General features: G+C 69.4%; 21 protein-coding genes. 13 read left to right on the top strand and 8 right to left on the bottom strand.

Annotation, left to right across the window (positions count from 1 at the left end; genetic code table 11):
• Positions 1–198 precede the first annotated feature (198 nt).
• Genes VNO22_04945 through VNO22_04930 form a run of 4 tightly spaced genes read left to right on the top strand, consistent with a single transcriptional unit; the run spans position 199 to position 3,702 of the window.
• Positions 199–1,140 carry a hypothetical protein gene (locus tag VNO22_04945; GenBank protein ID HXG60693.1) on the top strand — a complete coding sequence of 314 codons (942 nt, stop codon included), beginning with the start codon at positions 199–201 and terminating at the stop codon, positions 1,138–1,140.
• Positions 1,137–2,570: a bifunctional heptose 7-phosphate kinase/heptose 1-phosphate adenyltransferase gene (locus VNO22_04940; protein ID HXG60692.1), complete on the top strand. Its 1,434-nt coding sequence runs from the start codon at positions 1,137–1,139 to the stop codon at positions 2,568–2,570. Before VNO22_04945 ends, VNO22_04940 begins: the two co-directional genes overlap by 4 nt.
• The gene (locus VNO22_04935; protein HXG60691.1) at positions 2,551–3,123 is read left to right on the top strand and encodes a D-sedoheptulose 7-phosphate isomerase; all 573 of its coding nucleotides are present in this window, start codon (positions 2,551–2,553) and stop codon (positions 3,121–3,123) included. The genes VNO22_04940 and VNO22_04935 overlap by 20 nt, the downstream gene beginning before the upstream one ends.
• A 3-nt stretch (positions 3,124–3,126) precedes the next feature.
• Complete coding sequence (locus tag VNO22_04930) at positions 3,127–3,702, top strand: HAD family hydrolase (GenBank protein HXG60690.1); 576 nt, start codon at positions 3,127–3,129, stop codon at positions 3,700–3,702.
• Here VNO22_04930 and VNO22_04925 read toward each other — a convergent pair.
• From VNO22_04925 to VNO22_04905, 5 genes are read right to left on the bottom strand one after another with little or no spacing between them, the layout of a single operon-like run.
• Complete coding sequence (locus VNO22_04925; GenBank protein HXG60689.1) at positions 3,686–4,534, bottom strand: tetratricopeptide repeat protein; 849 nt, start codon at positions 4,532–4,534, stop codon at positions 3,686–3,688. The genes VNO22_04930 and VNO22_04925 overlap by 17 nt on opposite strands.
• A complete protein-coding gene (locus tag VNO22_04920; GenBank protein HXG60688.1) occupies positions 4,531–5,535 on the bottom strand; it encodes an MlaD family protein in 1,005 nt (334 codons plus the stop codon). Before VNO22_04920 ends, VNO22_04925 begins: the two co-directional genes overlap by 4 nt.
• A gap of 3 nt (positions 5,536–5,538) precedes the next feature.
• The gene (locus VNO22_04915; protein HXG60687.1) at positions 5,539–6,330 is read right to left on the bottom strand and encodes an ATP-binding cassette domain-containing protein; all 792 of its coding nucleotides are present in this window, start codon (positions 6,328–6,330) and stop codon (positions 5,539–5,541) included.
• Positions 6,331–6,333: 3 nt separating this feature from the next.
• Positions 6,334–7,125: an ABC transporter permease gene (locus VNO22_04910; protein ID HXG60686.1), complete on the bottom strand. Its 792-nt coding sequence runs from the start codon at positions 7,123–7,125 to the stop codon at positions 6,334–6,336.
• A 4-nt stretch (positions 7,126–7,129) separates the two neighbouring features.
• Positions 7,130–7,474, bottom strand: a complete 345-nt coding sequence (locus VNO22_04905; protein HXG60685.1) for an STAS domain-containing protein — start codon at positions 7,472–7,474, stop codon at positions 7,130–7,132.
• A 134-nt stretch (positions 7,475–7,608) separates the two neighbouring features.
• Between VNO22_04905 and VNO22_04900 the strand changes: the two genes are divergently transcribed.
• The 8 genes from VNO22_04900 to VNO22_04865 all read left to right on the top strand — a co-directional run bounded on the left by VNO22_04900 (position 7,609) and on the right by VNO22_04865 (position 16,357).
• Positions 7,609–8,508, top strand: a complete 900-nt coding sequence (locus VNO22_04900) for a universal stress protein (protein ID HXG60684.1) — start codon at positions 7,609–7,611, stop codon at positions 8,506–8,508.
• Positions 8,509–8,571: 63 nt separating this feature from the next.
• Complete coding sequence (locus VNO22_04895; GenBank protein HXG60683.1) at positions 8,572–9,225, top strand: DUF5752 family protein; 654 nt, start codon at positions 8,572–8,574, stop codon at positions 9,223–9,225.
• Positions 9,225–10,433, top strand: a complete 1,209-nt coding sequence (locus VNO22_04890; protein HXG60682.1) for a glycosyltransferase — start codon at positions 9,225–9,227, stop codon at positions 10,431–10,433. The genes VNO22_04895 and VNO22_04890 overlap by 1 nt, the downstream gene beginning before the upstream one ends.
• A gap of 51 nt (positions 10,434–10,484) precedes the next feature.
• Positions 10,485–11,810, top strand: a complete 1,326-nt coding sequence (locus VNO22_04885; GenBank protein ID HXG60681.1) for a glycosyl transferase — start codon at positions 10,485–10,487, stop codon at positions 11,808–11,810.
• Complete coding sequence (locus tag VNO22_04880; GenBank protein HXG60680.1) at positions 11,693–12,928, top strand: glycosyltransferase; 1,236 nt, start codon at positions 11,693–11,695, stop codon at positions 12,926–12,928. Before VNO22_04885 ends, VNO22_04880 begins: the two co-directional genes overlap by 118 nt.
• Positions 12,925–13,791, top strand: coding sequence for an HAD-IIB family hydrolase (locus VNO22_04875; GenBank protein HXG60679.1), 867 nt, complete (start codon positions 12,925–12,927; stop codon positions 13,789–13,791). Before VNO22_04880 ends, VNO22_04875 begins: the two co-directional genes overlap by 4 nt.
• Positions 13,792–13,821: 30 nt before the next feature.
• Positions 13,822–15,174 (top strand): DUF4832 domain-containing protein, encoded by a 1,353-nt coding sequence (locus tag VNO22_04870; GenBank protein ID HXG60678.1) that lies wholly within the window; start codon positions 13,822–13,824, stop codon positions 15,172–15,174.
• Between the two features lie 61 nt (positions 15,175–15,235).
• Positions 15,236–16,357 (top strand): hypothetical protein, encoded by a 1,122-nt coding sequence (locus VNO22_04865; GenBank protein ID HXG60677.1) that lies wholly within the window; start codon positions 15,236–15,238, stop codon positions 16,355–16,357.
• Between the two features lie 7 nt (positions 16,358–16,364).
• On the opposite strand, the gene fdhE is transcribed toward VNO22_04865, so the two are convergent.
• From fdhE to fdnG, 3 genes are read right to left on the bottom strand one after another with little or no spacing between them, the layout of a single operon-like run.
• Positions 16,365–17,093, bottom strand: a complete 729-nt coding sequence (gene fdhE, locus VNO22_04860) for a formate dehydrogenase accessory protein FdhE (GenBank protein HXG60676.1) — start codon at positions 17,091–17,093, stop codon at positions 16,365–16,367.
• A gap of 7 nt (positions 17,094–17,100) precedes the next feature.
• Positions 17,101–18,642, bottom strand: a complete 1,542-nt coding sequence (fdxH, locus tag VNO22_04855; GenBank protein ID HXG60675.1) for a formate dehydrogenase subunit beta — start codon at positions 18,640–18,642, stop codon at positions 17,101–17,103.
• Entirely contained in the window at positions 18,639–21,623 is a 2,985-nt protein-coding gene (fdnG, locus tag VNO22_04850; protein HXG60674.1) for a formate dehydrogenase-N subunit alpha, read from the bottom strand. The genes fdxH and fdnG overlap by 4 nt, the downstream gene beginning before the upstream one ends.
• 208 nt (positions 21,624–21,831) lie before the next feature.
• On the opposite strand from fdnG, the gene VNO22_04845 reads away from it, so the two are divergent.
• On the top strand, positions 21,832–23,247 hold the full coding sequence (locus tag VNO22_04845) for a PQQ-dependent sugar dehydrogenase (protein ID HXG60673.1): 1,416 nt from the start codon (positions 21,832–21,834) through the stop codon (positions 23,245–23,247).

Raw genomic sequence — 23,247 nt, 5'->3', positions numbered from 1 at the left:
GGTTGTCGCCAGAGCTGGCTTCGCAAGCCGGAGGAGTCGTCCCCGACGCTTCACCCTTCCCAGCGCCGGGCAGCCACTGCGAAAATCATACCCAGCAAGCCCTTGGTCGTAGGCCCTTTGCCACCGCTTGCGGAACTGCTGGAAAAGGGGGCGAATCCTGGCACATCCGGTGCGGTTCGTGTTACAATCCCCCGGCCTATGGCCAAGGCGCGCCCCCTGGACCTGCGGGGCTTGAAGACCTACCCCATCGCGCGTCGCCGGAACCTCGTTCAGGTCGGGTCCTTCGCCCGCCTGGCCGACGGGCCCGGGGCGGCCGATCTCATCAACTCGCTGCCGGACATCTACGCCGGCCGGGACCTCCGGGAACTCATCCGCGACGTGGTCCGCGCGCACCGATCCCGCCGCACCGTGGCCTGCGCGCTCGGAGGGCACGTCATCAAGGTCGGCTGCGGGCCCGTGCTCGTCGACCTTCTGGAGCGGGGCGTGGTGACGGCCGTCGCCATGAACGGCGCGGCCGCCATTCACGATTATGAAATTTCGCTCATCGGCGAGACGTCCGAGGACGTGGCGGAGTCCCTCCGCGACGGCCGCTTCGGGATGGCCCGGGAGACGGCCGAAGCCTTCGCCCGGGCGGCCCTCGTGGGGGCGGCCGGTCCGGGGCTCGGACGCGCGCTCGGAGAGATGGCTCAGGAAAACCGCTTCCGCAAACACTCGCTTCTGGCGGCCTGCGCCCGCCTCGGGGTTCCCGCGACGGTGCATGTGTCGATCGGCGCGGATATCACCCATATGCACCCCCACGTGTCCGGACGCGACCTGGGGGAAAGCACGCTCCTCGACTTCCGGATCCTGTGCGGCGTCGTGGCCGGACTCGAAGGCGGCGTCTGGATGAACATCGGCTCGGCCGTGATGATGCCGGAGGTCTTCCTCAAGGCCGTCTCCGTGGCGCGGAACCTGGGGCACCGGCTTCGGGAGTTTACGACCGTAAATCTCGACATGATTCAGCATTACCGGCCCCGGGCCAACGTCCTGGCGCGCCCCCGGGGCAAGGCGATCGCGATCACGGGGCATCACGAGATTCTGCTGCCGCTCTGGCGGGCGGGCGTGGTGGCGGCGCTGGAGGGCCGCGCGATCCGCCCATGAGCGACCGCATCCTGGATCTGGTGGCGCGTCTGGGGCGGCCGCGCCTCTTCGTGATGGGCGATCTCATCCTGGACCGCTACGTCTGGGGCTCCGTGACGCGCGTTTCTCCCGAAGCGCCCGTGCAGATCCTGAAGGTGGACCGCGAGGAATTCCGCCTGGGCGGCGCGGCCAACGTGGTCCACAACCTGGCGGCCCTCGGAGCGCGCGTCGCCTGCGGCGGGATCGTGGGGCGCGACGAAGGCGGCCGGGAACTGCGCCGTCTCCTGCGGGCGGGGGGGAGCGACGTCTCCGCGGTCCTCGTCGACCCGCGCAAGCCCACCGCGGTCAAGACCCGCATGATCGCCCACAATCAGCAGATGCTGCGGGTGGATCGGGAGATCGCCGACCCCGTCGGACCGGAACTGGCGCGGCGGCTGGCGGCGGCGGCCCTCCGGCAGGCGGCGCGGTCCGACCTGGCGATCCTCCAGGACTACAACAAGGGAACCCTCCCCGAAGAGGTCTGCGCGCGGTTCCTTCGCGGGGCGCGCTGCCCCGTCCTCGTGGGCCTCAAGGCCCGCGACTACCGCAAGTACGCCCGCGCCACGGGCGCGTCGCTCAACCGGGGCGAACTGCTGGCCCTGAGCCGCGAGGACGATCTCGACCGCGGCGCGCGCAAGATTCTCCGGGAACTGGGGTTGCGGTTCCTCGTCGTGACCCTGGGCGAGCGGGGAATCCGCGTGTATCCCGCCGGGGGGGCGCCGTTGACGCTGCCGGCCGTCGCCCGCCAGGTTTACGACGTGACCGGCGCGGGAGACACGGCCCTGGCCGCCTTCGCGCTGGGCTTCGCTTCGGGCTTCTCGCTCGAGGAATGCGCCGTCCTGGCCAATGCGGCGGCCGGGATCGTCGTGGGCAAGGTGGGCACCGAGGTCGTCACGCGCGACGAGCTGCGGGCCCAGGCCTCCCACGGAGACGGCCACCGCAAGATCGTGACGCTCCGGGAAATCCGGAAGGTGGCCGCCGATCAGCGCGCGCGCGGGCGCCGCGTGGTCTTCACGAACGGGTGCTTCGACCTCCTGCACGCGGGCCATGTGGCCCTGCTCGAACACGCCCGCTCGCGCGGCGACGTGCTCATCGTGGGACTCAACACGGACCGGTCCGTCCGGGCGATCAAGGGCGACGGGCGGCCCATCCTTCCGCAGCGGGAGCGCGCGCGCCTCCTGGCGGCGCTCGAGGCGGTGGACTACGTCGTCCTCTTCGACGAGGACACCCCCGCGCGCCTCGTCCGCGCGATCCGCCCGGACGTCCTGGTCAAGGGGGAGGACTACGCCGGCCGCACCGTCGTGGGCCGCGAACACGCCGGCCGCGTGGAGCTGGCGCCCCTCGTCCGGGGCGTCTCGACCACGGAGATCATCCGCCGCATCCGGGAGAATCATGCTGCGACCAAAGATTGAAGAGCTTCTCGCCCAGAGCGCGTACGTGAAGCTTCTCCTCCTGCAGCGTCAGGCGGGGGAGATCGAGCGGATCGCGCGGGCTCTCGTGCGCGCGCTGCGGGCGGGCCGGAAGATTCTCCTTTTCGGAAACGGCGGGAGCGCCGCCGACGCGCAGCATATCGCCGCCGAGCTCGAGGGGCGCTTCGCCCGCGAGCGCCGGGCGCTCCCCTGCCTGGCGCTCACGACCAACACCTCCACCCTCACCGCGGTGGGCAACGACTACGGTTACGACCGGACCTTCGCCCGTCAGGTGGAAGCCCACGCCCGGCGCGGGGACGCCGTGATCGCGATCTCCACGAGCGGAAACTCCCCCAACGTGATCGAAGGCGCGCGGGCCGCGCGCCGGGCCGGCGCGGTGACGATCGGATTCACGAACGAACACGGAGGCCGCCTCGCGCGGCTCGTGGACCTGTGCCTGAAGGTGCCCTCGCGCGACACCCAGCGCGTCCAGGAATGCCACATCGCCGTGGGGCACGTCCTCTGCGATCTCATCGAGTCGTCCCTCTTCGGATAGGCCATGTCGCGGGAAGACGCTCCGGATCGCCGGGCGGTCTTCCTCGACCGGGACGGAACCCTGGTCGAGGAGCGCGGATACGTTACGACGCCGGAGGACCTGGTGCTCCTGCCGGGGGCCGCCGCGGCGGTGCGGGCGCTCCGCGAGGCGGGCTGGAAGGTCTTCGTCGTCTCCAACCAGGCGGCGGTGGCCCGGGGGCTGATCACGGAGGACGAGCTGGCGGCGATTCACCTGCGGCTGGCGGCGCTCCTGGCGGCCGAGGGGGCGCGCCTCGACGGCCTGTACGTCTGCCCGCATCATCCCGAGGGGACGATCGAGGCGTATGCCCTCGAGTGCGGGTGCCGCAAGCCCCGGCCGGGACTTCTCGAGCAGGCCGCGCGCGAGCATGATCTGGATCTCGCCCGCTGCGTGACCGTCGGAGACTCGCCCCGCGACCTCGAGGCGGGGAAGGCGGCCGGGACGCGCACGGTGCTGGTCCGCACGGGCCATGGGAGGCAGGCGGAGGCGGCCGGCGCGGAAGCGGACCATGTGGCCGACGACCTGGCCCGCGCGGCGGACTGGATCATTTCGGGGGCGTAGGGGCGGCTTCGCGTTCCGCCAGCCGCAGGTAAAGCCGTCGAAGGCGCGCCCCCGCTTCCGGAGCGAGCTCCGGCCGGCGCGCCCGCGCTTCCCACAGCGCGGCCACCGCGTCCTCGAGGCGCTCCTGCGACTCATAGAGGCCGGCCAGCCGCAGCCACAGGTCCCCCCGGTCGGGCGTATGGACGAGCGCCCGCTCGAGAAGCCGCGCCGCGCCCCGGGGATCGTCCGCCCGCTCCCGGGCCTCCGCGGCGCCCAGGAGGACCGCCACGTCGTCGGGGTCCGCGGCCAGGGCGGCGTCGAACGCGGCGCACGCGCCGGCGATCTCTCCGCGGGAAAGAAGGATCCGTCCGATCCCCGCATGCCCGGCGGCGTGGGAGGGCTCGACCTCGACCGAGGCGCGGTAGGCGGCCAGCGCGAGCTCGGGGTCGCCCTTGCGCTCGTAGAAGGCCCCCAGGCACGAGCGGGGAAACCCGCTGTCCGGGTCCGCCTCCGCCGCGCGGCGCAGGAGCGCCAGAGCTTCCTCGTCCCGGCCCTGCTCGGCGCGCACGGAAGCGAGGCTCACCAGGGCCCGGGCGTTGTCGGGGCGGCGCCGGAGGACGTCCTCGTAGAGCGCCGCCGCCTCGTCGAGCTTGCCGAGGTCGTGGTAGCAGACGGCCAGGTTGAAGCGCGCGCGGTAGTGGTCCGGGTCGTCCTCGAGCGCGCGCCTGTACTCGCGGATCGCGTCGGCGAGGCGCCCCTGGTCGTAGAACTCCACGCCGCGGTTGAAGGGCGAGTCGAGCGGGGAGTAGGTCCCGCAGCCGGCGGCCAGGAGGAGGAGGGCGGAGCGCTTCATTCGCCGGGCGGCTCCTTGTCGTAGCGGCGGGCGCGGCCGCGGAGGCGAAGCTCGGTCTCGTCCGCGCGGCGGCGCTCTTCCGGCGTTTCCTCGGCGCCGAAAAGGAGGATCGAGGGATTCGCCCGGATGCGCTTGGAGGCCTGCTCCATGTGGTAGGCCGTGTCCCGGAGCGCGCGGATCGTCTCGTACACGTTCTTGTGATTCTCGACGACCAGTCCGTCGGCGTCGCGCAGGAGCCTTTCGAGGGCTTCGGCGGCGCGGGCGAACCGGCCGGTCAGGTCGTCCAGGCGGGTGGAGAGTTTTTCGGAGAGCGCTTCCGCGTTCCGCAGGGCGTTCGTGAGCGGCGCGCGGGCGTCCCGGACGGCGCCCCGGACTTCGGCGAGCAGCTCGCGGGTTTCCCGGCCGGTCTCTTCCGCGAGCGCCCCCACGCGGCGGATCTCGGCGTGCAGGGAGCCGAGCATCGCGCGGGCTTCGGCCAGGAGATCCGCGAGGTTTTTCTGATTGTCGGGCAGCCCCAGGATCCGGTCCAGATGTTCCAGCACGCGGTCGATCCGCTGGAGGGGCTTCTCGACGGCGGAGGTCAGGTCCGTGAGGGCCGGGGGGACGAGGGCGGCCAGTTCCGACCCGGGGGAGGCGGGGCGCGCCTGGGGGCTTCCGGGGGAAATTTCCAGATACTTGGGTCCGAGCATTCCGTCCTGCTTGAGGACGAGCACCGAGTCCTCGCGCACGGGAATCTCGGGGTCCACCTCGACCGTCACGCGGACGGTCCCGAAGCGTTCGGGGGCCACTTCGACGCGCTTGACCAGGCCCACGCGAAGTCCGCCGTAGGTCACGGCGTCGTGCGGTTTGAGGAATTTCGCGTCCGGGAGGAAGGCGTGGTAACGGGCCGAGGGGCGCCAGCGGGCGCGGAAGTCGCCCACCGAGAAGACGAGGACGCACAGCGCGCCCGTCGCCAGGACGACGAAGAGCCCGGACCGGATCTCGGACGCCTTGACGCTCATGGCCTACAGGTTGAGGAGATCATTGTAATAGTCTATCTCCGAACCCCGCGCCTCGAGGGGTCCCTCGACGCTCCCGGTGATGAACTGCCGCACAAGGGGATCCTCGTTCTTGAGGATTTCCGGGACCGTGCCCTCGGCGGCGATGCGCCCGCGGTGGAGGAGCACGATCCGGTCGGCGATCTCGAAGGCGCTCTGGATGTCGTGGGTGATGACGACGTTGGTGAGGCCCATTTTCTCCTTGAGATCGACGATCAGGCGGCTGATGACGCCCGTGGCCACGGGGTCCAGGCCGCTGGAGGGTTCGTCGTGGAAGACGATGAGCGGATCGAGCGCGATCGCGCGGGCGAGGGCGGCGCGCTTGCGCATGCCGCCGGAGATCTGGGAGGGAAGCTTCCCCTCCGCCTCGCGCAGCCCGACGAGCTCCAGCTTCATCTTCACGAGGATGTCGATCGTCTCCTCGGGCAGGTCCGTGTGGTAGCGGATGGGGAGGGCCACGTTCTCGCCCACCGTCAGGGAGTTGAGGAGCGCTCCGTCCTGAAAGAGGACGCCGAACTTGCGCCGGACGGCGCGCAGCTCCCGTTCGTCCGCCCGGGTCAGATCCACGCCGTCGATCCGGACCTCGCCCTCGTCGGCCTTCAGGGCGGCGATCATGATCTTGAGGAGCGTGGACTTGCCGCCGCCCGACGCTCCGAGGATCACGAAGTTCGTCCCCTGCTCGACGGAGAAGGTGATCCCGTCGAGCGCCGTCTTGGCGCCGAACGATTTGCGGACTCCGCGCAGCTCGATCAGGGCCATCGGTCAGGATAGACCGCGCAGGAATGCGGTGACTAGACCGTCCACGAGGATGACGAGCACCAGGGAGCAGACGACGGAGACCATCGTGTTGCGCGCCACGCCCTCGGGCCCGCCTTCGACGCGGAAGGCCATGTGGCAGGACACGATGCAGATGACCACGGCGAAGAGGGCCGACTTGACCACGCCGCTCAGCAGATCCTGGAGGGTGAGGAAGTCCAGCGAGTCGCTCACGTAAGCCCATGGATCCAGGTCATAGGTCGTGGCCATGAGGCATCCGCCCGCGATGCCCACGACGTTGGCGAAGACGGTGAGACAGGGAAGCATGACGAGGATCGCGATGAACCGGGGCGCGACGAGGTATCCCACGGGGTCGATCGACATGGTTCGGAGGGCCAGGACTTCCTCGGAAATCGTCATCGTTCCGAGGCCGGCGGTGAAGGCGGCGCCCACGCGGCCGACCAGGACGATCGCGGTCATGAGCGGTCCCAGCTCGCGCGTCATGGAGACCGCCACGAGGCCCGAGACCTGGCGGATCTGTCCGTATTTTTCGAGGAGGTACCCCGTCTGGAGGACCAGGATGATTCCGATGAGGAGCGCCACGAGCGCGACGATGGGGAAGGACTTGTTGCCGATCGCTTCCATGAGGGGAAAGACGTGGCGGCGGTGCTCGGTGCGGTCCCGGAAGGGTCCCACGAACACCCAGTAGAGGGTTCGTCCGAAGAGGTGGGCCATTCCCCCGGCGTGCCCGAGGAAGCTCGCCAGCGGGGCCGGCAGGCCGGGCTTGGCGGGGACCATGCGTCTAGGTCGGCGGCGGCAGGTAGTTGCCGCCGGACACCTGGAAGAGCTTGTCCACGCGGGCGAGCTCCAGGACCGATCGGGCCGCGCGGCTGACGTCCTGGAGGGAGAGGATCACGCCTTCCCGCCGCGCCATGTGGATGCCTTCGACGAGCACCGCCACCCCCGCGCTGTCCATGCGGGTAACTTTCGAAAGGTTGATGATGAGGACCTGGGGTTTCTTCTCAAGGGTAGCCTGGATCTGCTCCCGAAGCTTGGGGGCGGTGTGAAAGTCTACTTCACCGCGCACTTCGATCTTCTTGGAGCGGATGTTGAACGACGAGGTGCCGAAATCCACCTTGTTGCTCAAGGGCCTTCCCCCCGGTTGGTCCCGGCGATGAGGATTATAGCGCGGGACCCGGCCGGGTCGAGGTCTTTCGTGTGGCCGTAAGGGTTTCGAATTCGAGGCTGGACGCCGCGCTTCGGGAAGGGTTAGATGGAGGCGTGATCCGCCGCGTGCTGGTAGGTTTGGACGGATCGGCGGCCGCCGAGCGGGCCCTCCCCTGGGTGCGGGCGGTGGCGCCCGGGGCGGAGCTGGTCCTGGCGCGGGTGCTCGTGCCGGTCGCCGCGCCGTCCGCGGAAGGGGCGTTGTCGATGCCCCTTTTTCTCGACGATCCCGCGGAGGAGTATCTGGCCCGGCTGGCGGGGTCCCTGCGTCCGCGTCCCTCGACGGTGGTGCGGGTCGGATCCCCGGCGGGAACGCTTCTGGAGATCGCGAGGGACGAACGGTGCGACCTCGTGGCGGTGACCACCCGCGGGGGCGGGAGGCTGCGCCGCCGCCTGCTCGGGGGTACGACGGAGAACCTCCTTCACCATGGGGATCTCCCGCTGCTGGTGGTGCCCGCGTGGGCTCGGCCGCCGCGCCGGGGGATCCGCCGGATCGCGGTGCCCCTGGACGGATCGGCGGCCGCCGAGCGGGCGCTTCCCCTGGCGCGGTTCGTGGCCCGGAAGGCGGAGGCGTCCATCCTTCTGGTGCACTGCGCCCAGGAGATCGAGGAGATGGAGCGGCTTCATGCGGACCTGTGGGGGGCGGTCCGGCGGACGCCCGAGATCCTGGCCCTCGAGCGGGCGCTGGAGCGCCTGCGAAGGGATCTCGTCCGGCGGTTCGGACGGCTGGCCCAGCGCCTGGAGCGCGCGGGCGTTCGCGGCGCCGAGGCGCTCTTCGTCCGCGGACCGTTTCCGGAGGAGTTTCTGCGCGCCGTCCGGCGCCGCGGCGCGGACCTGGTGGCGCTCTGCGTCCGCGGGCACGGGGCGCTCCGCCATGCGCTTCTGGGCTCCAAGACCAGCCGGCTCGTGCAGTCCGCCCCCGTTCCGGTGCTCGTGACGCGCGGCGATCGGTCTTGACGGGACCCCGAGCGGTCCGGTACAACGCTCGCAGGGGCGGCTTCGAAGGCCGCGCCGGCGCGCATGCCCCCCAAGCCCTACGTCCTGATGACCTGCGCCGAGGTTCGGGAGATCCTCAATCGCCGCGCCCGGGGCGAGCAGGAGCTGCTCGACCACCTCGAGGAGGTGGACGCCGCCTCGATCTACTACCACACCCACAGCTACTACCTGCGCGGCAAGTACCGCCACGACCGGTATCCCAACGACTTCGCCACCTGGGTGGCCGAGCAGGTCCGCGACCGGGTGCTGAGCGAGCGTCTGGCGGTTCTGGATCCCTTCACGCTGCCGGACGTGGAAGCGCTGCGCCGGCAGTTGGTCACCCAGATCGAGGACCACATCGAGGAGCTGGGGTTCGCGCCGCGGGCGCTGTTCGGGGATCCCTTCGACTTCATCCGCGGGCACGTCGTGGCGGTGCCCGCGGGCATGGAAATCCGCACCCGAGAGGATCTGCGGGAAGGCCTGCGCCGGGCGCCGCCCGAGGCGCTCTATTACCACTTCTTCGAAGACGCGTTCCGCCAGGGGCGGCGGCATGGAACGCTGGTGGCGTGGGTGGCCGAGGAGCTCGGGGATGCGCCGCTGGCGGCGGCGCTGGCCAGGGTCAATCCGTACCGCCTCCATCTGGAGCATCTGCGCCGCGACCTCCTGCGCGTTCTGGACGCTTCGGGGGGAGGGGCCTGATGGGGACCCTCCTGGAGCGCTATCGGGAGGTGACCCTTCCGGGCACGGTGGATCTTCTTCATCGGCTGGCGGAGCCCCTGCGGGGCTTGGAGGTTCTGCACGTCAATTCCACGCGGCTGGGCGGGGGCGTGGCGGAGATTTTGCATCGCCTGATCCCGCTTCAGGAGGACGTGGGGCTGCGTCCTCGCTGGGACGTCATCGCGGGCACCGAGGAATTCTTCGCGGTGACGAAGGCCTTCCACAACGCGCTTCAGGGCCGCGGGATTCTGCTGACGCCCCAGATGCGGCAGATTTACCTCGACTGCGTGCGCGCCAACGCGGAGCGCATGGATCTCGGGGCGGAGGCCGTGGTGATTCACGATCCCCAGCCGGCCGCGCTCGTCGAGAAGCGCCGTTCCGGGGCCTCCTGGATCTGGAGATGCCATATCGACCTTTCGCACCCGGACCGCGAATTCTGGGAGTTCCTGCGCTCGTACGTCGTCCGGTACGACGCGGCGATCTTCACCCTTCCCAAGTTCGCCCGCCGGCTGTCGATTCCCCAGATCGTCGAGTATCCATCGATCGATCCCCTTTCCGAGAAGAACATCGAGCTTTCGGAGTCGGAGGTGCGTTCGACCGTCGAGCGTCTGGGGATTCCGCCCGACCGCCCCATGGTGCTGCAGGTGTCGCGGTTCGACCGCTTCAAGGACCCGGTCGGGGTCATCAAGGCCTTCAAGCTTCTGCGCCGTCACGTGGACTGCACGCTCGTTCTGGCGGGCGGCGGCGCCACGGACGACCCCGAAGGGGCGGCGGTCCTGGCGGAAGTGCGGGCCGCGGCGGAAGCCGATCGCGACATCTTCATCCTGGATCTGCCGCCCACGGCCCATCGCGAGATCAACGCCCTTCAGCGGGCGGCGGCGGTGATCGTCCAGAAATCCACGCGCGAAGGATTCGGGCTGACGGTCACGGAGGCCATGTGGAAGGGCAAACCCGTCGTGGGCGGGCTGGCTGGAGGCATTCCCACCCAGGTGCTGCACGAGGTCACCGGATATCTCGTCAGCACGGTCGAGGGGGCCGCCTTCCGCATCTACACGCTCCTGGAGAACCCGGACCTGGCGGCGCGGATGGGCGAGGAAGGCCGCGAGCACGTCCGGCGGAATTTCCTCATCACGCAGAATCTGCGCGACGCGCTCGTGCTCCTGACGTGGCTTCGGGAGCGCGGGCGATAATATAAAAGTCGTCCGTCGGCGGACGGATTCCGTCCCGGAGGGGAGGTTCCCGTGAGCGACTTCTACCAGACCGGCGTCATCAGCACGCTGCACCGCTTTCCCGGCACCAAGCTCGAGAAGATGGAGGCGGAGCTCAAGAAGTTCCAGCGCCAGCAGCCGGTGACGCTGCTGCTTCCGAGCCTCTGGTCCGAATTCGAGGGGCCCGCCATGCCCCGCATCGTCGAGCACCTCAAGCAGGTGAAGTACCTGCGCCAGATCGTGCTCGTCCTGGACCGGGCCGACGAGGCGCAGTTCCGCCGCACGCAGGAGTTCTTCCGGGACATGCCCACGCCCACCCGCATCATCTGGAACGACGGACCGCGGATGGCGGAGCTCTATCAGCTCCTGGCGCAGAACAACATCTCCGCCGGGCCGCGCGGCAAGGGGCGCTCCGTCTGGATGGGCATGGGCTACATCCTCTCCGACGAGAAGAGCTACGCCATCGCCCTGCACGACTGCGACATCCTGACCTACTCCCGGGAGCTTCTGGCCCGCCTGTGCTACCCGGTCGCCAACACCAGCATGTCCTACGAATTCGCCAAGGGCTACTACGCGCGCGTGACGGACCGCTTCAACGGTCGGGTGACGCGGCTTTTCATGACGCCGCTGGTGCGGACCCTGCAGAAGCTGGCCGGATACCTGCCCATCCTCGTGTTCCTGGACAGCTTCCGGTATCCCCTCGCGGGCGAGTTCGCCATGACCACGGACCTCGCGCGCATCATCAGCATCCCCAGCGACTGGGGCCTGGAAGTGGGGGTTCTCTCCGAGGTCTTCCGCAACTGCGCTCCCCGACGGATCTGCGAGGTGGACATCTGCGAGACCTACGACCACAAGCATCAGGACCTTTCCAAGGACAATCCGGAGGCGGGGCTGCACCGCATGGCCACGGACATCGCCAAGCACCTCTTCCGCACGCTCGCCAGCGAGGGGGTGGCGATCTCCGACGGCTTCTTCAAGAGCGTGAAGGCCGCCTACCTGCGGGAAGCCCAGGAAGCCATCCGCAAGTACAACGACGACGCCCTCATCAACGGGCTGCACTTCGACCGCCACGCCGAGGGCATCGCCGTGGAAACGTTCGCCGTCTCGATCGACGCGGCGGCCCGGGCGGTGCTGGACGACCCCCTGGGCACGCCGCTGATTCCGAACTGGAACCGCGTCACCAGCGCGATCCCGGAATTCCTGGATCGGCTGCGCAACGCCGTGGAGGAGGACAACAAGGAATGCTCGACACCGCGCTTCGGGAGTGGGCCCGGAACCGGCTCACCGAAATCGGCTGGGCCGACGTCGTCGTCGGCATCCCCGCCTTCAACAGCGAGCGCACCATCTCCCACGTCATGAAGGCCGCGGCGGAGGGGCTGAGCACGTATTTCCCCGGCAAGGCCCTGCTCCTCATCGTTTCCGACGGCGGCTCGACCGACTACACCCGCGAGGTGGCCCAGAAGACCAAGCTCGCGCGCGGCGTGGACAAGGTGGTGACGATCTACCGCGGAGTCCCGGGCAAGGGCACCAGCCTCCGCTGCATCTTCGAGGGCGCGCTCCTTCTGGAAGCCAAGGCCTGCGCCGTCTTCGACAGCGACCTGCGCTCCATCACTCCGGAGTGGGTCCGCTCCGTCGTCGAACCCGTCCTGACCGAAGGATACGATTTCGTCAGCCCCTTCTACGTGCGCCACAAGTACGACGCCACGATCACCAACCACATCGCCCGCTCCCTGACCCAGGCCCTCTACGGCAAGCGCCTCCGCCAGCCCATCGGCGGCGACTTCGGGCTTTCTCCCCGCATGATGAAGCGCCTCACCCAGGAGGACGTCTGGGAAACCGACGTCGCGAAATTCGGCATCGACATCTGGATGACGACGATCGCGATCTGCGAAGGCATGCGCGTCTGCGAAACCTTCCTGGGGAGCAAGATCCACGATCCCAAGGATCCGGCGGCGCATCTGGGACCCATGTTCCGCCAGGTCGTCGGCACCCTCTTCGGAATGATGAAGCGCTACGAGAGCGTGTGGAAAAACATCCGCGGCAGCGAGCCGGTCCCTCTCGTGGGCGCCGTCAAGGAGATCGAGCCCGAGCCCGTCGAGGTCTCCCTGCCCAGCCTCTGCCGGCGGTACCGCGAAGGGCTGGAGCACTTCGGGGCCGTGTGGCGCCAGGTCGTGGGCGAGGAGCGGTTCGCCCGCCTCCAGGAGATCGCCCGGCAGGAACCGGAACAGTGGAGCTTTCCGCCCGAGCTCTGGGTCCACGTCGTCTACGACTTCGCCACCGCCTTCCAGCGCTGGTCCGGCGACCGCCCGCAGCTCGTCGAGATGCTCGTGCCGCTCTACTTCGGACGCGTGGCGGGATTCGTCCAGGAAACCCGGGACATGACGACCGCCCAGGCCGACCGGCTGGTGGACGAGCAGGCCCGGCTTTTCGAGGAGCTCAAGCCCACGCTTCTGGAGCGCTGGGAGCGCGCGGGATGAGCGCCCGCTGGGTCGTCTTCACGGATCTCGACGCCACCCTTCTGGAGGCGCGCACCTATTCGTTCGAGGCGGCCCGGCCGGCGCTGGCCGAGCTCCGGCGGCGCGGGATCCCCCTCGTGCCGTGCAGCTCCAAAACCGCCGCCGAGATCCTCCATGTCCAGGCGCTTCTCGGATTCCCGGATCCCTTCGTTCCCGAAGACGGCGCGGCCGTCGGGGCGCCCCGCGGGTACTTCGACGAACGGGCGGCCCCCTGGGAGGATCGCGGAACGTACGCGCTGCTGCCCCTGTCCTGCGGCCGGGAACGGATCCTCGAGGCCTTCGCCGAGCTCAAGCGTCGAACCGGCGGAGCGGTCCGAGGCTTCAGCGACATGACCCCCGAGGAGGTGGCCCGCGAAACGAATCTTCCGCTGGAACTGGCGCGGCTGGCCGCCCGGCGCGAATTCGACGAGCCCTTCCGTTTCCTGGCCGACGAGGAGCGGCATGCGGCGGGTCTGGCCGCGTGGGCCGCGTCGCGGGGGCTCCGCATCACCCGGGGCGGGCGCTACTGGCACCTTCACGGCGCCACGGACAAGGGCCGCGCGGTCCGCCTCCTCCGGGAACTCTTCGAGCGCAAGCTCGGGCCGATCCGCACCCTCGGACTCGGAGACAGCCCGAACGATCTCCCGCTTCTTTCGGCCGTGGACGTGCCCGTGGCGGTTCGGAAACCGGACGGGAGCTTCGATTCCGAGCTGGCGGCGCAGGTGCCCGGCTTGCGGCGGGCGGACGGCGCCGGTCCCGAGGGATGGAACCGGGCGGTGCTGGAGGTGCTTGGCGAGGAGAGACGGGGTCCGGTCTCTCGGGATGCGTCGGGGCCGCGGGCTTGAAACCGAGAGGACGGTCCTTAAAATGAGAGCGTGCCGCCCGCCGCGGTATTCTGTCTTGCGGCCGCGATTCTGACGGCCCCCGTTTCCGGCGACGAGATAACCCGCACGTTCGCTCCTTCGGAAGAAGACTTTCCCAATCCCGAGCGGGGCATGATTTACTTCATCGATCTGCTCAAGCCCCGGCCCTGGGAATTCCTGAGAACCCGGGGAATCGCGCTCGCTTATGCGGGGGTGTGTCTGGCGGACTGGCGCGGCGGACCGATTCCGGAGGAGTTTCTGGCGCGGCTCGGGGAAGGGTTCCGGTCGGTCCGGGCCGCCGGAATCAAAGTGGTCCTCCGGTTTTATTACAGCGAGAACCTGGGACGGCCGGACGCGCCGAAGGCGGTCGTTCTGGCCCATCTTTCGCAGCTCAAGCCCGTCCTGGAAACCCACCAGGACGTCATCGCCGTGCTCCAGGCCGGCTTCATCGGCGCCTGGGGCGAATGGCACGGTTCGACCCACGGGCTGGACGCTCCGGAGCACCGGCGGGATATCCTGAAGGCGATCCTGGCGGCGCTGCCGGCGTCGCGTTCGGTCCAGGTCCGCACTCCTCGCTTCAAGCAGGAAAGCGTCGGCGGGCCCCTGACTCCGGGGGAGGCGTTTCAACCCACCCCCCGCGCCCGCGTCGGACACCACAACGACGCCTTCTTTTCCGGCCCCAACGACATGGGGACGTACGAGGAGCCGGTGCGGACCTGGAAGGAATGGCTGGCGCAGGACGCGCGGTTCGTTCCCGTGGGATTCGAGACCACCGACGGGCCGCCGCGCGGAACCGGAGCCGAGTTCGTGACCGAGCTTGAACTTTTGCGCGGATCGTTTCTGCACTGGCGGTATTCGGACGACGTCCGCCGCGCCTGGCGGGAGCAGGGGTATGACGGCGCCGTCCGAAAGCGCCTGGGGTACCGGCTGGTCCTGCGGGAGGCGACCTGGACCGGGAAGGCGCCCCCGGGCGGGGAACTCCGGCTTTCGGCCCGGATCCGCAACGTCGGCTTCGCCGCGCCGTTCAACCGGCGGCCGGTCGAGGCGGTTCTGATCGGCGGAGGAAGCCGCCGGGCGGCCCGGCTGGCTTCGGTCGATCCCCGCCGGTGGGAACCGGGGGCCGAGATCGCGCTGGCGGCGCGCCTGGCGCTGCCGCGGACGCTGGCTCCCGGGGTCTACCGGCTGGCGCTGCGTTTGCCGGACGAGGCGCCCTCCCTGGCCGAACGCGCCGAGTACGCGATCCGGCTGGCCAACGAGGGCGTCTGGGATCCGTCGCACGGAGGGGCCAACGTGCTCGGAGACGTGCGCGTGGAAGGCGAACCTCCCGCCTCGGGGGGATCGGCCGAGTTCGTCGAACGGCGCTGAACCCCGGCCGTAACTCCCGGGCGCCCCGCGGGCTCACTCAGGGGGCGGCCGGCCCCTCGGCATGCGTCCTGTAGACGTTTTCATCCCGGACGGATTTCCCGCGCAGACCTACGTCGCTCCGCAGGGAGGCAAGTTCGAGCGCCAGCTCGACGAGGCGCTCGCGCAGCCCGGCAAGATCGTCTCGATCGTGGGGGCCTCCAAGACCGGAAAGACCACGCTCTGCGAGCGCCGCTTCGGGCGCGACCAGGTCGTGATTCCCGGCGGCCGCATCCGGGGGCCCGAGGATCTCTGGATGCAGGCCTTCGACCAGGCGGGGGGGCGCCTGACGCAGAGCGTGCGCGTCAATCCGATGGAGTACGCGCTTCAGGCGCTCCGGCGGCGCCGTCTGCCGCTGGTGCTGGACGACTTCCACTACGTGGATCGGGAGGTTCAGCGCGAGATCTGCCGCCAGATCAAGCGCGCCGCCTACGAAGGCGTCACGGTCGTGATCCTGAGCCTGCCCCACCGGGAGGACGATCCCGTCCGTTCCAATCCGGATCTGAGCGGTCGCGTCTACTCGATCGACCTCGGGTTCTGGACGGCGCAGGATCTCATGAAGATCGGCCATCTGGGCTTCCCGAAGGTCGGACTGCGGCCGAGCGGCGAAGTGCTCGCCTGGCTCGCGGAGGAAGCGCTGACGTCGCCGCAGATCATGCACACGCTGTGCCTGGAAACGTGCCGCGTTCTGGGAGTTTCGGGAGAGGGGCCGCCGCGGGCGTTCGGGCTTGGAGAGATCGACCGGCGGGCCGTCCTGGATCGGGCGGCGCGCTCCTACGTCAACGACACGGTTCTCGCCAAGCTCCGGCAGGGGCCGCGGCGGCGCGGCCCGGAGCGCAAGGTCTACGGGTTCTCCGACGAGGATCGCGGCGACGTGTACGAAGTGCTGACGCGGGCGATCGCTCTGGACCCGCCGCGGATGAAGTTCGGCTACGAGGAGCTGCGGGAGCGCGCGGCCCGTCTGGTGCAGGGCGAGAAACCCGATCTGCTCGGCGCGCTCAACCAGTGGAACGAGATCTTCGAAAATCCCGAGCACCGCCCCGTGGAGTGGGACGCCGAATCGCGGGAGCTCGACATTCTCGATCCCCACGTCTACTTCTGGATCCGGTACGCGATGCGGCGTCCGCCGGCGACGCGGGCCGCCTGACGCCGGGTCACAGCCCGGCCAGGTTGGGGGCGATCTTCTCGTATCCGCGCTCGCGGGCCGCCAGATCGAGCGGCGTCGATCCGAGCTCGTCCACCAGGGGGTCGGCTCCGGGATTCCGGGAGAGATCGATGGCCTTGAGGTACCGGCGGCACGAGTCGCACGCTTCGATCCGCACCCAGGGGATTTCGTCGGCCGCGTAGCGCGGGAGCCTCTCCGGTCGCTCCTCGCGGCAGCGCGGGCACAGAATCCGCGGAAAGGCCCACTCGCTCGCGCATCGGGAACAAAGCAGCGACCGCCGCAGGGCCCCGGCTTCGGGGTCCTCGCGCAGAACGGCCGCTCCGGGCGGCGCGCCGCAGCAGGGGGATTCTCCGCGGGGTTCGGAGGCCGCCGGAGCGCCGGCGGCGAACGCCTGGCCGAGCGCCGCGCGCAGAAAGTGATAAAGAGGCGAGGCGCAATCCCGGCAGGAACCGTCCCGGGCGTGGGGGCGCGACTCCTCTTCCCGCCAGCGGCCTTCGGGATCGTTCTCCCAGAGCCGCGCCTCGGCCGCGGCCGCCGCGGGCGCGCGCCCGGCCGTCCAGGCGATCAGGCGGCGCAGGGCGACGGCCCGATCCTGCCGCGCGATTTCCCGCTGGAGGGCGGCCAGTTCGCGGTAGAAGCGCAGGAGGTCCGCGGCGAAGGGCCACTCCCGTTCGAGCTCGGCAGCGCGCCGGATCCGGCGGTCCCACACGTCGCTCACCGGAGGGCTATCCCCGGGGAGGTTCCGGAGGGCCGAGCTTCTCCTCGGCCCACGCGGCATGGTGGTGCCGGGCCCAGTCCTCCGTGACCTTCCCCTCGGTCATGGCGCGCAGCGCGCCGCGGGTGACGAAAACGGACATGTGCACGTGGACGACGAGGGAGAGGATCGCCGCGACGGCGCCGGCGGAGTGAATCCCGAGCGACCAAAGCCGCAGGCCGCGGGAAAATTCCTCCGGGAACCAGATCGGCACTCCGCTGGCCAGGAGGACGGCGGCCAGGAAGACCTGCGCCCGGAAAAGGAGCTTTTGTCCCGCGTTGAAGCGTCCGGACGGCGGGACCTTCTCGTCGCGGCCGGCCACGTAGTCGCGGATCTTCCGAAGCCAGGCGACGTCCTGCCCGGTCAGGCGAAGGTCGCGGAACCACAGGGCGAACTGTCCGAGCACCGCCGCGACGAAGACCATTCCCACGATCGGGTGCCACGCGCGCGCGGTCTGGCCGCCGCCCAGAAGGTCGAGCAACCACGCCAGCTTGGGGGTGAAGAGCCCCAGGCCCGTCAGAGCGAGATAGAGAAACGTCGCCGCCACGGTCCAATGGAGCGCGCGCTCGAAGGCGGTGTACCGGACGATTTCGCGGGCCGGCGCCGCCGCGGCCGGGCGCGTGCGGCGGGGTCCGGCCACGAGGTAATGGACCGCCGCCGCGGCCAGCGACGCCCCGAGCGAAAGGCCGCCGAGCCACTTGAGCGGACCCTTCCAGAAGGCGACCTGAGGGTCGATTCGCGGATTCGCCGGAAGGGCTCCATAGAGCTCCGGCCGATCGGCGTGGTGGAGGACGTATACGACGCCCGTGCCGCCCACTCCGGCGGGATCGTAGACGCCCGCGTTCGGAAAGCCCTCGGTCCGGACCTGTTCGGCCCGCCGGGCGGCCCGCCGGAGCATCTCGCGCTTGGTCCCGAACTCCAGGCAGCCCGTGGGGCAGGCTTTCACGCACGCGGGGCCCAGCCCGTGAGCCACGCGGTCGCTGCACATCGTGCACTTGTAGACGCGGCGCGATTCGCCGTCGAATTTCGGGATGTTGAACGGGCATCCGGTCATGCAATACCCGCACCCGATGCAGTGGTCCTGGCGGAAGTCCACGATGCCGTTGGTGTACTGAACGATCGCGCCTTCGGCGGGGCAGGCGATCAGGCACCCCGGCTCGGCGCAGTGCATGCACATGTCCTTGCGCATGAGCATCATGACGCCCGCGTCGCCGGCGGCCTCCGCGGCGGCCGGGAGAAGCGGCCGGCGGTCCCGGTCCACCGCGATTTCGTCGAACCGGATGAGGTTCCAGAAGGCCGGGGTCATGTCCGGCATCGTCTGATAGGAATGGAGGATCCGCTCGCCGTATTCGGGCTCGAGCTTGAGGTCGTTCCACTCCACGCAGGCCACCTCGCACGCCTTGCAGCCGATGCAGGTGGTGGTGTCGATGAGCATGCAGAGCTGCTCGTCCGCGCGCACCGCCGCCCGCGGCTCGGCCGCGGAGATCCGGGCGATCTCGAGGGCGCCGCTCACGGCAGCTTCTCCAGCTTGACGAGGAAGGTCTTGTACTCGGGGGTGAACGAGTTCGGATCCACCACCGACGGAGTCAGGAGGTTGACGAGGGGTCCGCGGTCGCGTCCCTTGTCCGTCCGGCCGGTGAAGCCCCAGTGGATGGGAAGCGCCACCTGCCAGACCGTCTTGCCGGCGACCTTCAGGGGGCGGATCCGGCGGGTCACCAGCGCCCGGCCCTCGACGGATCCGCGGGGGGTCGAGACGCGGACGCGGTCGCCGTTGCGCCACCCGCGCGCGGCGGCCAGTTCTTCGGGGATCTCGACGAAGAACTCGGGCTGAAGGAGCGCCGTCGGGGCCACGTGCTTGGTCCAGTAATGGAAATGCTCCGTGAGCCGGAAGGTCGTGGCCACGAGATCGTACTCGCGGGAGCTTCCAAGCCTGTCGAGGTCGCTCGTGAGGATCGGGGCGACCGGGTTCGTCGTGCGTTTCGGGTGGAGGGGATTATCAACCGGATGTTCGGCCGGCTCGTAATGTTCCGGGAAGGGACCGTCGGCGAAGTCGGGCGCCCAGAGCTTGGCGACTCCCTCCGGAAGCATGATGAAGGCGTCGAGCGTCCCGGGGGGGGCGTCGGGGCGCAGGTCCGGCACGTCGCCGATCCAGCGGGAGCCGTCCCAGACGATGCCCGGCCGCGAGGGATCCCAGGGACGTCCCTGGGCGTCGGCGGAGGCGCGGTTGTAGAGGACGCGGCGGTTCATGGGCCAGTTCCAGGCCCAGCCCTCGTAGCGGCCCAGCCCGGAAGGGTCGCGGGGATCGCGCCGCGCCATGAGATTGCCGGCTTCCGTGAAGCTTCCGCAGTAGAGCCAGTTGCCGCACGCGGTGGTCCCGTCCGCCTTGAGCTCGGCGAATCCCGAAAGCTGCCGGCCCGTCGCCAGGTCCCGTCCGTTGATCTCGCGGGCGATTTCCTCGAGCGAGGGCTCGAAGGGATTCTTGTACGACCAGTCCAGCCCCAGGATCGGATCGGGGAAAGCGCCTCCCTCGGCCGCGTAGAGCTGGCGGAGGCGCAGGAAGATCCGCGCGAGGATTTCCTGGTCGGTCTTGGCCAGCCCCGGCGGGTCGGCCGCCTTGTACTTCCACTGAGCCCAGCGGGAGGAGTTCGTGAACGAGCCGTCCTTTTCCGCGAAGATGGCTGCCGGGAGGAGGAAGACTTCGGTCCGGGGGTTGTCTCCGGCGACCTTCCAGAAGGCGGCGGTTTCCGTTTCGAAGGCCTCGGCCACGACCATCCATTCCAGCTTCGAGAGGGCCGCGAGGATCTTTTCGGAGTTGGGCCCGTTGGCCACGGGGTTCATGCCGAAGACGAGAAACCCACGGATCTGGCCGCGATACATGCGGTCGAAGATGTAGACCCACGAGTAGTTGCCGTCGACTTTGGGGAGCCAGTCGTAGGCCCAGTCGTTTTCCGCCGTGGCGGCCTTGCCGTACAGGGCCTTCATGAGGGAGACGAAGAAGCGGTCGGCGTGGGCCCAGTAGTTCATGGAGGTCGGAGACAGGGCGGGCGGGATCAGGCGACGCAGGTAGTCCGCCGCCGTTCGGTCGTCCGGTTCGGGCATCCGAAGATATCCGGGCAGCGCGTGATAGGCCACGCCGTGGTCGGTGCCGCCCTGGATGTTGGCGTGGCCGCGCAGGGCGTTCACGCCCCCGCCCGGGCGGCCCACGTTGCCGAGCAGGAGCTGCAGGATCGCCGCGGACCGGATGATCTGGACGGCCGTCGAGTGCTGGGTCCAGCCGAGGGCGTACAGGATCGTGCCCACGCGGTCCGGGGTGCCGGTCGACGTGACGATGTCGGCGGCCCTGAGGAAGTCTTCACGGGAGCAGCCGCAGATGTCCGCGACGACTTCGGGCGTGTAGCGCGAGAAGTGGCGCCGCAGATGCTGGAAGACGCAGTCCGGATCGTCGAGCGACGCCGCCCGGCGGGCGAAGCCCTTGTCGTCGAGGCGGTATCTCCAGCGGGAGCGGTCGTAGCGGGTCCCGTCGAAGCCTCCGAAGACGCCTTCCCGGGGGTCGAACTCCGAGCCGGGTTCGAGCAGGAAGAGCGCATTCGTGTGGAGCCGGACGTACTCCTCATGGAAGCGGCGGTTTTCCAGCGCGTGGCGGATGAGGCCGCCCAGGAAGGCGATATCGGTGCCGGAGCGGATCGGGACGAAGGCGTCGCTGACGGCGGCGGTGCGGTTGTAACGCGGGTCCACGCAGACGAGCCGGGCGCCGCGCTTCTTCTTGGCCTCGATCGCCCACTTGAAGCCGCAGGGGTGATTCTCGGCGGGGTTGCCGCCCATGGCCAGGATGACGTCGGCGTTGCGGATGTCGGTCCATCCGTTGGTCATCGCGCCGCGGCCGAACGTGGGGGCGAGACTCGCCACCGTGGGGCCGTGTCAGATCCGCGATTGCTGTTCCAGGTGGACGATGCCGAGGGCGCGGGCGGTTTTCTGGAAGAGCCAGTTGAATTCGTTGGTGTCCGTGCATCCGCCGATCGCGGCGATCGACTCCAGGCGGTGGACGCGCCGGCCGCGCGCGTCCTGGGCCACGAAGGTCGCGTCCCGCGTGGCCTTGATCCGGCGGGCGATGCGGTCGACGGCCTCGTCCCAGGAGATCGGGGTCCACTCCCGCGCCCCGGGGGCGCGATGGAGGGGGCGCACGAGGCGGCGGTCGTTGTCCACGTAGTGTTTGAGGGTGGCGCCTTTGGGGCAGAGCGTGCCCTGGTTGATCGGGTGGTCCGGGTCGCCTTCCACGTGGACGATCTGTCGCTGGGTGTTCTTGCCGTCGCCGCGCGTGTGGACGATGACGCCGCAGGAGACGGAGCAGTAGGGGCAGATCGAGCGGGTTTCGGTCGTGCGGGCGATCTTGAACCGGCGGGCCTCGGCCAGGGCGGGGGAGAGATCGAAGCCGAGGGGCGTGACGAGGGCGCCCGCGGCGGAAACCTTGAGGAACGACCGGCGCGTCACCTCCACGGCAGTCCCAGTGGTACCATGATCGCCCGCGCGTTGCAAGGATCGTCCCTCCTGCGCTTATTACCCGTGGGGACGCGGCCGCGGTAAGTTCGGACCAATTTCTTGACGCCCTTCGCGAGGCGCGGATACCTTGGCGTGCGTTTCGGCTACCGGAACGGCCCGGTTCGGGGAACTACATCACGTAGGGAACTCGGGGGAGGAACGTCTTATGAAGCAGACCGTCGCCTTCGCGGCGAGCGTCGTGGCGTTTCTGGGGGGATGCGCGTCGGGGGCCGCGCCCGCCGCGGCGCCGAAGTCCGCCCCGCGGAAGTCTCTGATGGTCGAGTCCGCCGAGCCGGTCCGGATCGAGGTGGCGCGCCCCGGGGGCAGGCTGCCGGGAGCCAAGTCGGGCGTGAAGGTGGAACTCGTGGAGGTGGCCGGGGGCTTCGTGGATCCCGTTCACGTGGCCAGCCCGCGCGACGGCACGGGCCGGCTGTTCGTGTGCGAGCGTCCCGGCACCATCCGCATCATCGACCGTTCGGGAAAGGTCCTCCCGGAGCCCTTCTATGACAACCGGGCCAACACGTTCTTCCAGTTCCTGGAATGCGGTCTCTACGCCATCGAGTTTCATCCCCGGTTCAAGGAGAACGGCCTCTTCTACGTGAGCTACGCGGATCTCTGGTTCAACGGGGCCACCTTCGTCGTCGAGTACAAGGTCTCCGCCGGCGATCCGAACAAGGCCGACATGACCACCGCCCGTCCCGTGATCCGGATCGATTATCCGTACGTCAACCATCACGGGGGCAAGATCGCCTTCGGGCCGGACGGGTATCTGTACATCGGCGTGGGCGACGGCGGATGGGAGGGGGACGTCCTGGATGTGGGTCCGAATCTCGGCACCTGGCTGGGAAAAATGCTGCGGATCGACGTCCGTCCCACGGGGCATCTGACCTACGGGGTTCCTCAGGACAACCCTTTCGTCAAGGCCGCGCAGCCCAAGCTGATGGTGCTCTTCGGGGTCAGCGAGCTGGAGTTTTCGCGGATCAAACAGCACGCCAAGCCCGAGATCTGGGCCTACGGGCTGCGCAACCCGTGGACGTTCTCGTTCGACCGCAAGACGGGCGATCTTTACATCGCCGACATCGGGCAGAACCACTGGGAGGAGGTGAATTTCCAGCCGGCTTCCTCCAAGGGAGGCGAAGACTACGGGTGGAACCGGATGTGCGGGGTGCATCCGTTTCCGCTGGAGCTGGAGCAGCAGGGGGTGAAGACTCCCGTGGTCGGCGTGCTGCCGGTGGCCGAATACAACCACGCGACGGACGGGATTTGCGTGATCGGGATGGGGGTATATCGGGGCAAGGCGGCCCCGGAGCTCGAGGGGATTTATTTCCTGGGCGACTGGGGGACGGGGAGGCTGTGGGGCCTGGCGCGGGACGAGGCCGGCAAGTGGCACCTCCAGGAGCTGCTGGACACCCGGTTGAATTTCACGGCCGGGGGCGAGGACGAGGAGGGCGAGATTCTGGTGACGAGCGCCCCGAGCCAGTACGGCACATGGAATCCGTATGAGAGCGAACGGGGATCGGTCTGGAGAATCGTGCCCGCCGGCCGGGTGGCCGAGGGCGCCAAGCGAGCCCCTCGGGATTGA

The organism is Planctomycetota bacterium (assembly GCA_035574235.1).
Lineage (GTDB): Bacteria > Planctomycetota > MHYJ01 > MHYJ01 > JACPRB01 > DATLZA01.
The sequence above is the reverse complement of the archived record's forward strand: the minus strand, read 5'-3'. Positions and strand labels throughout refer to the sequence as shown.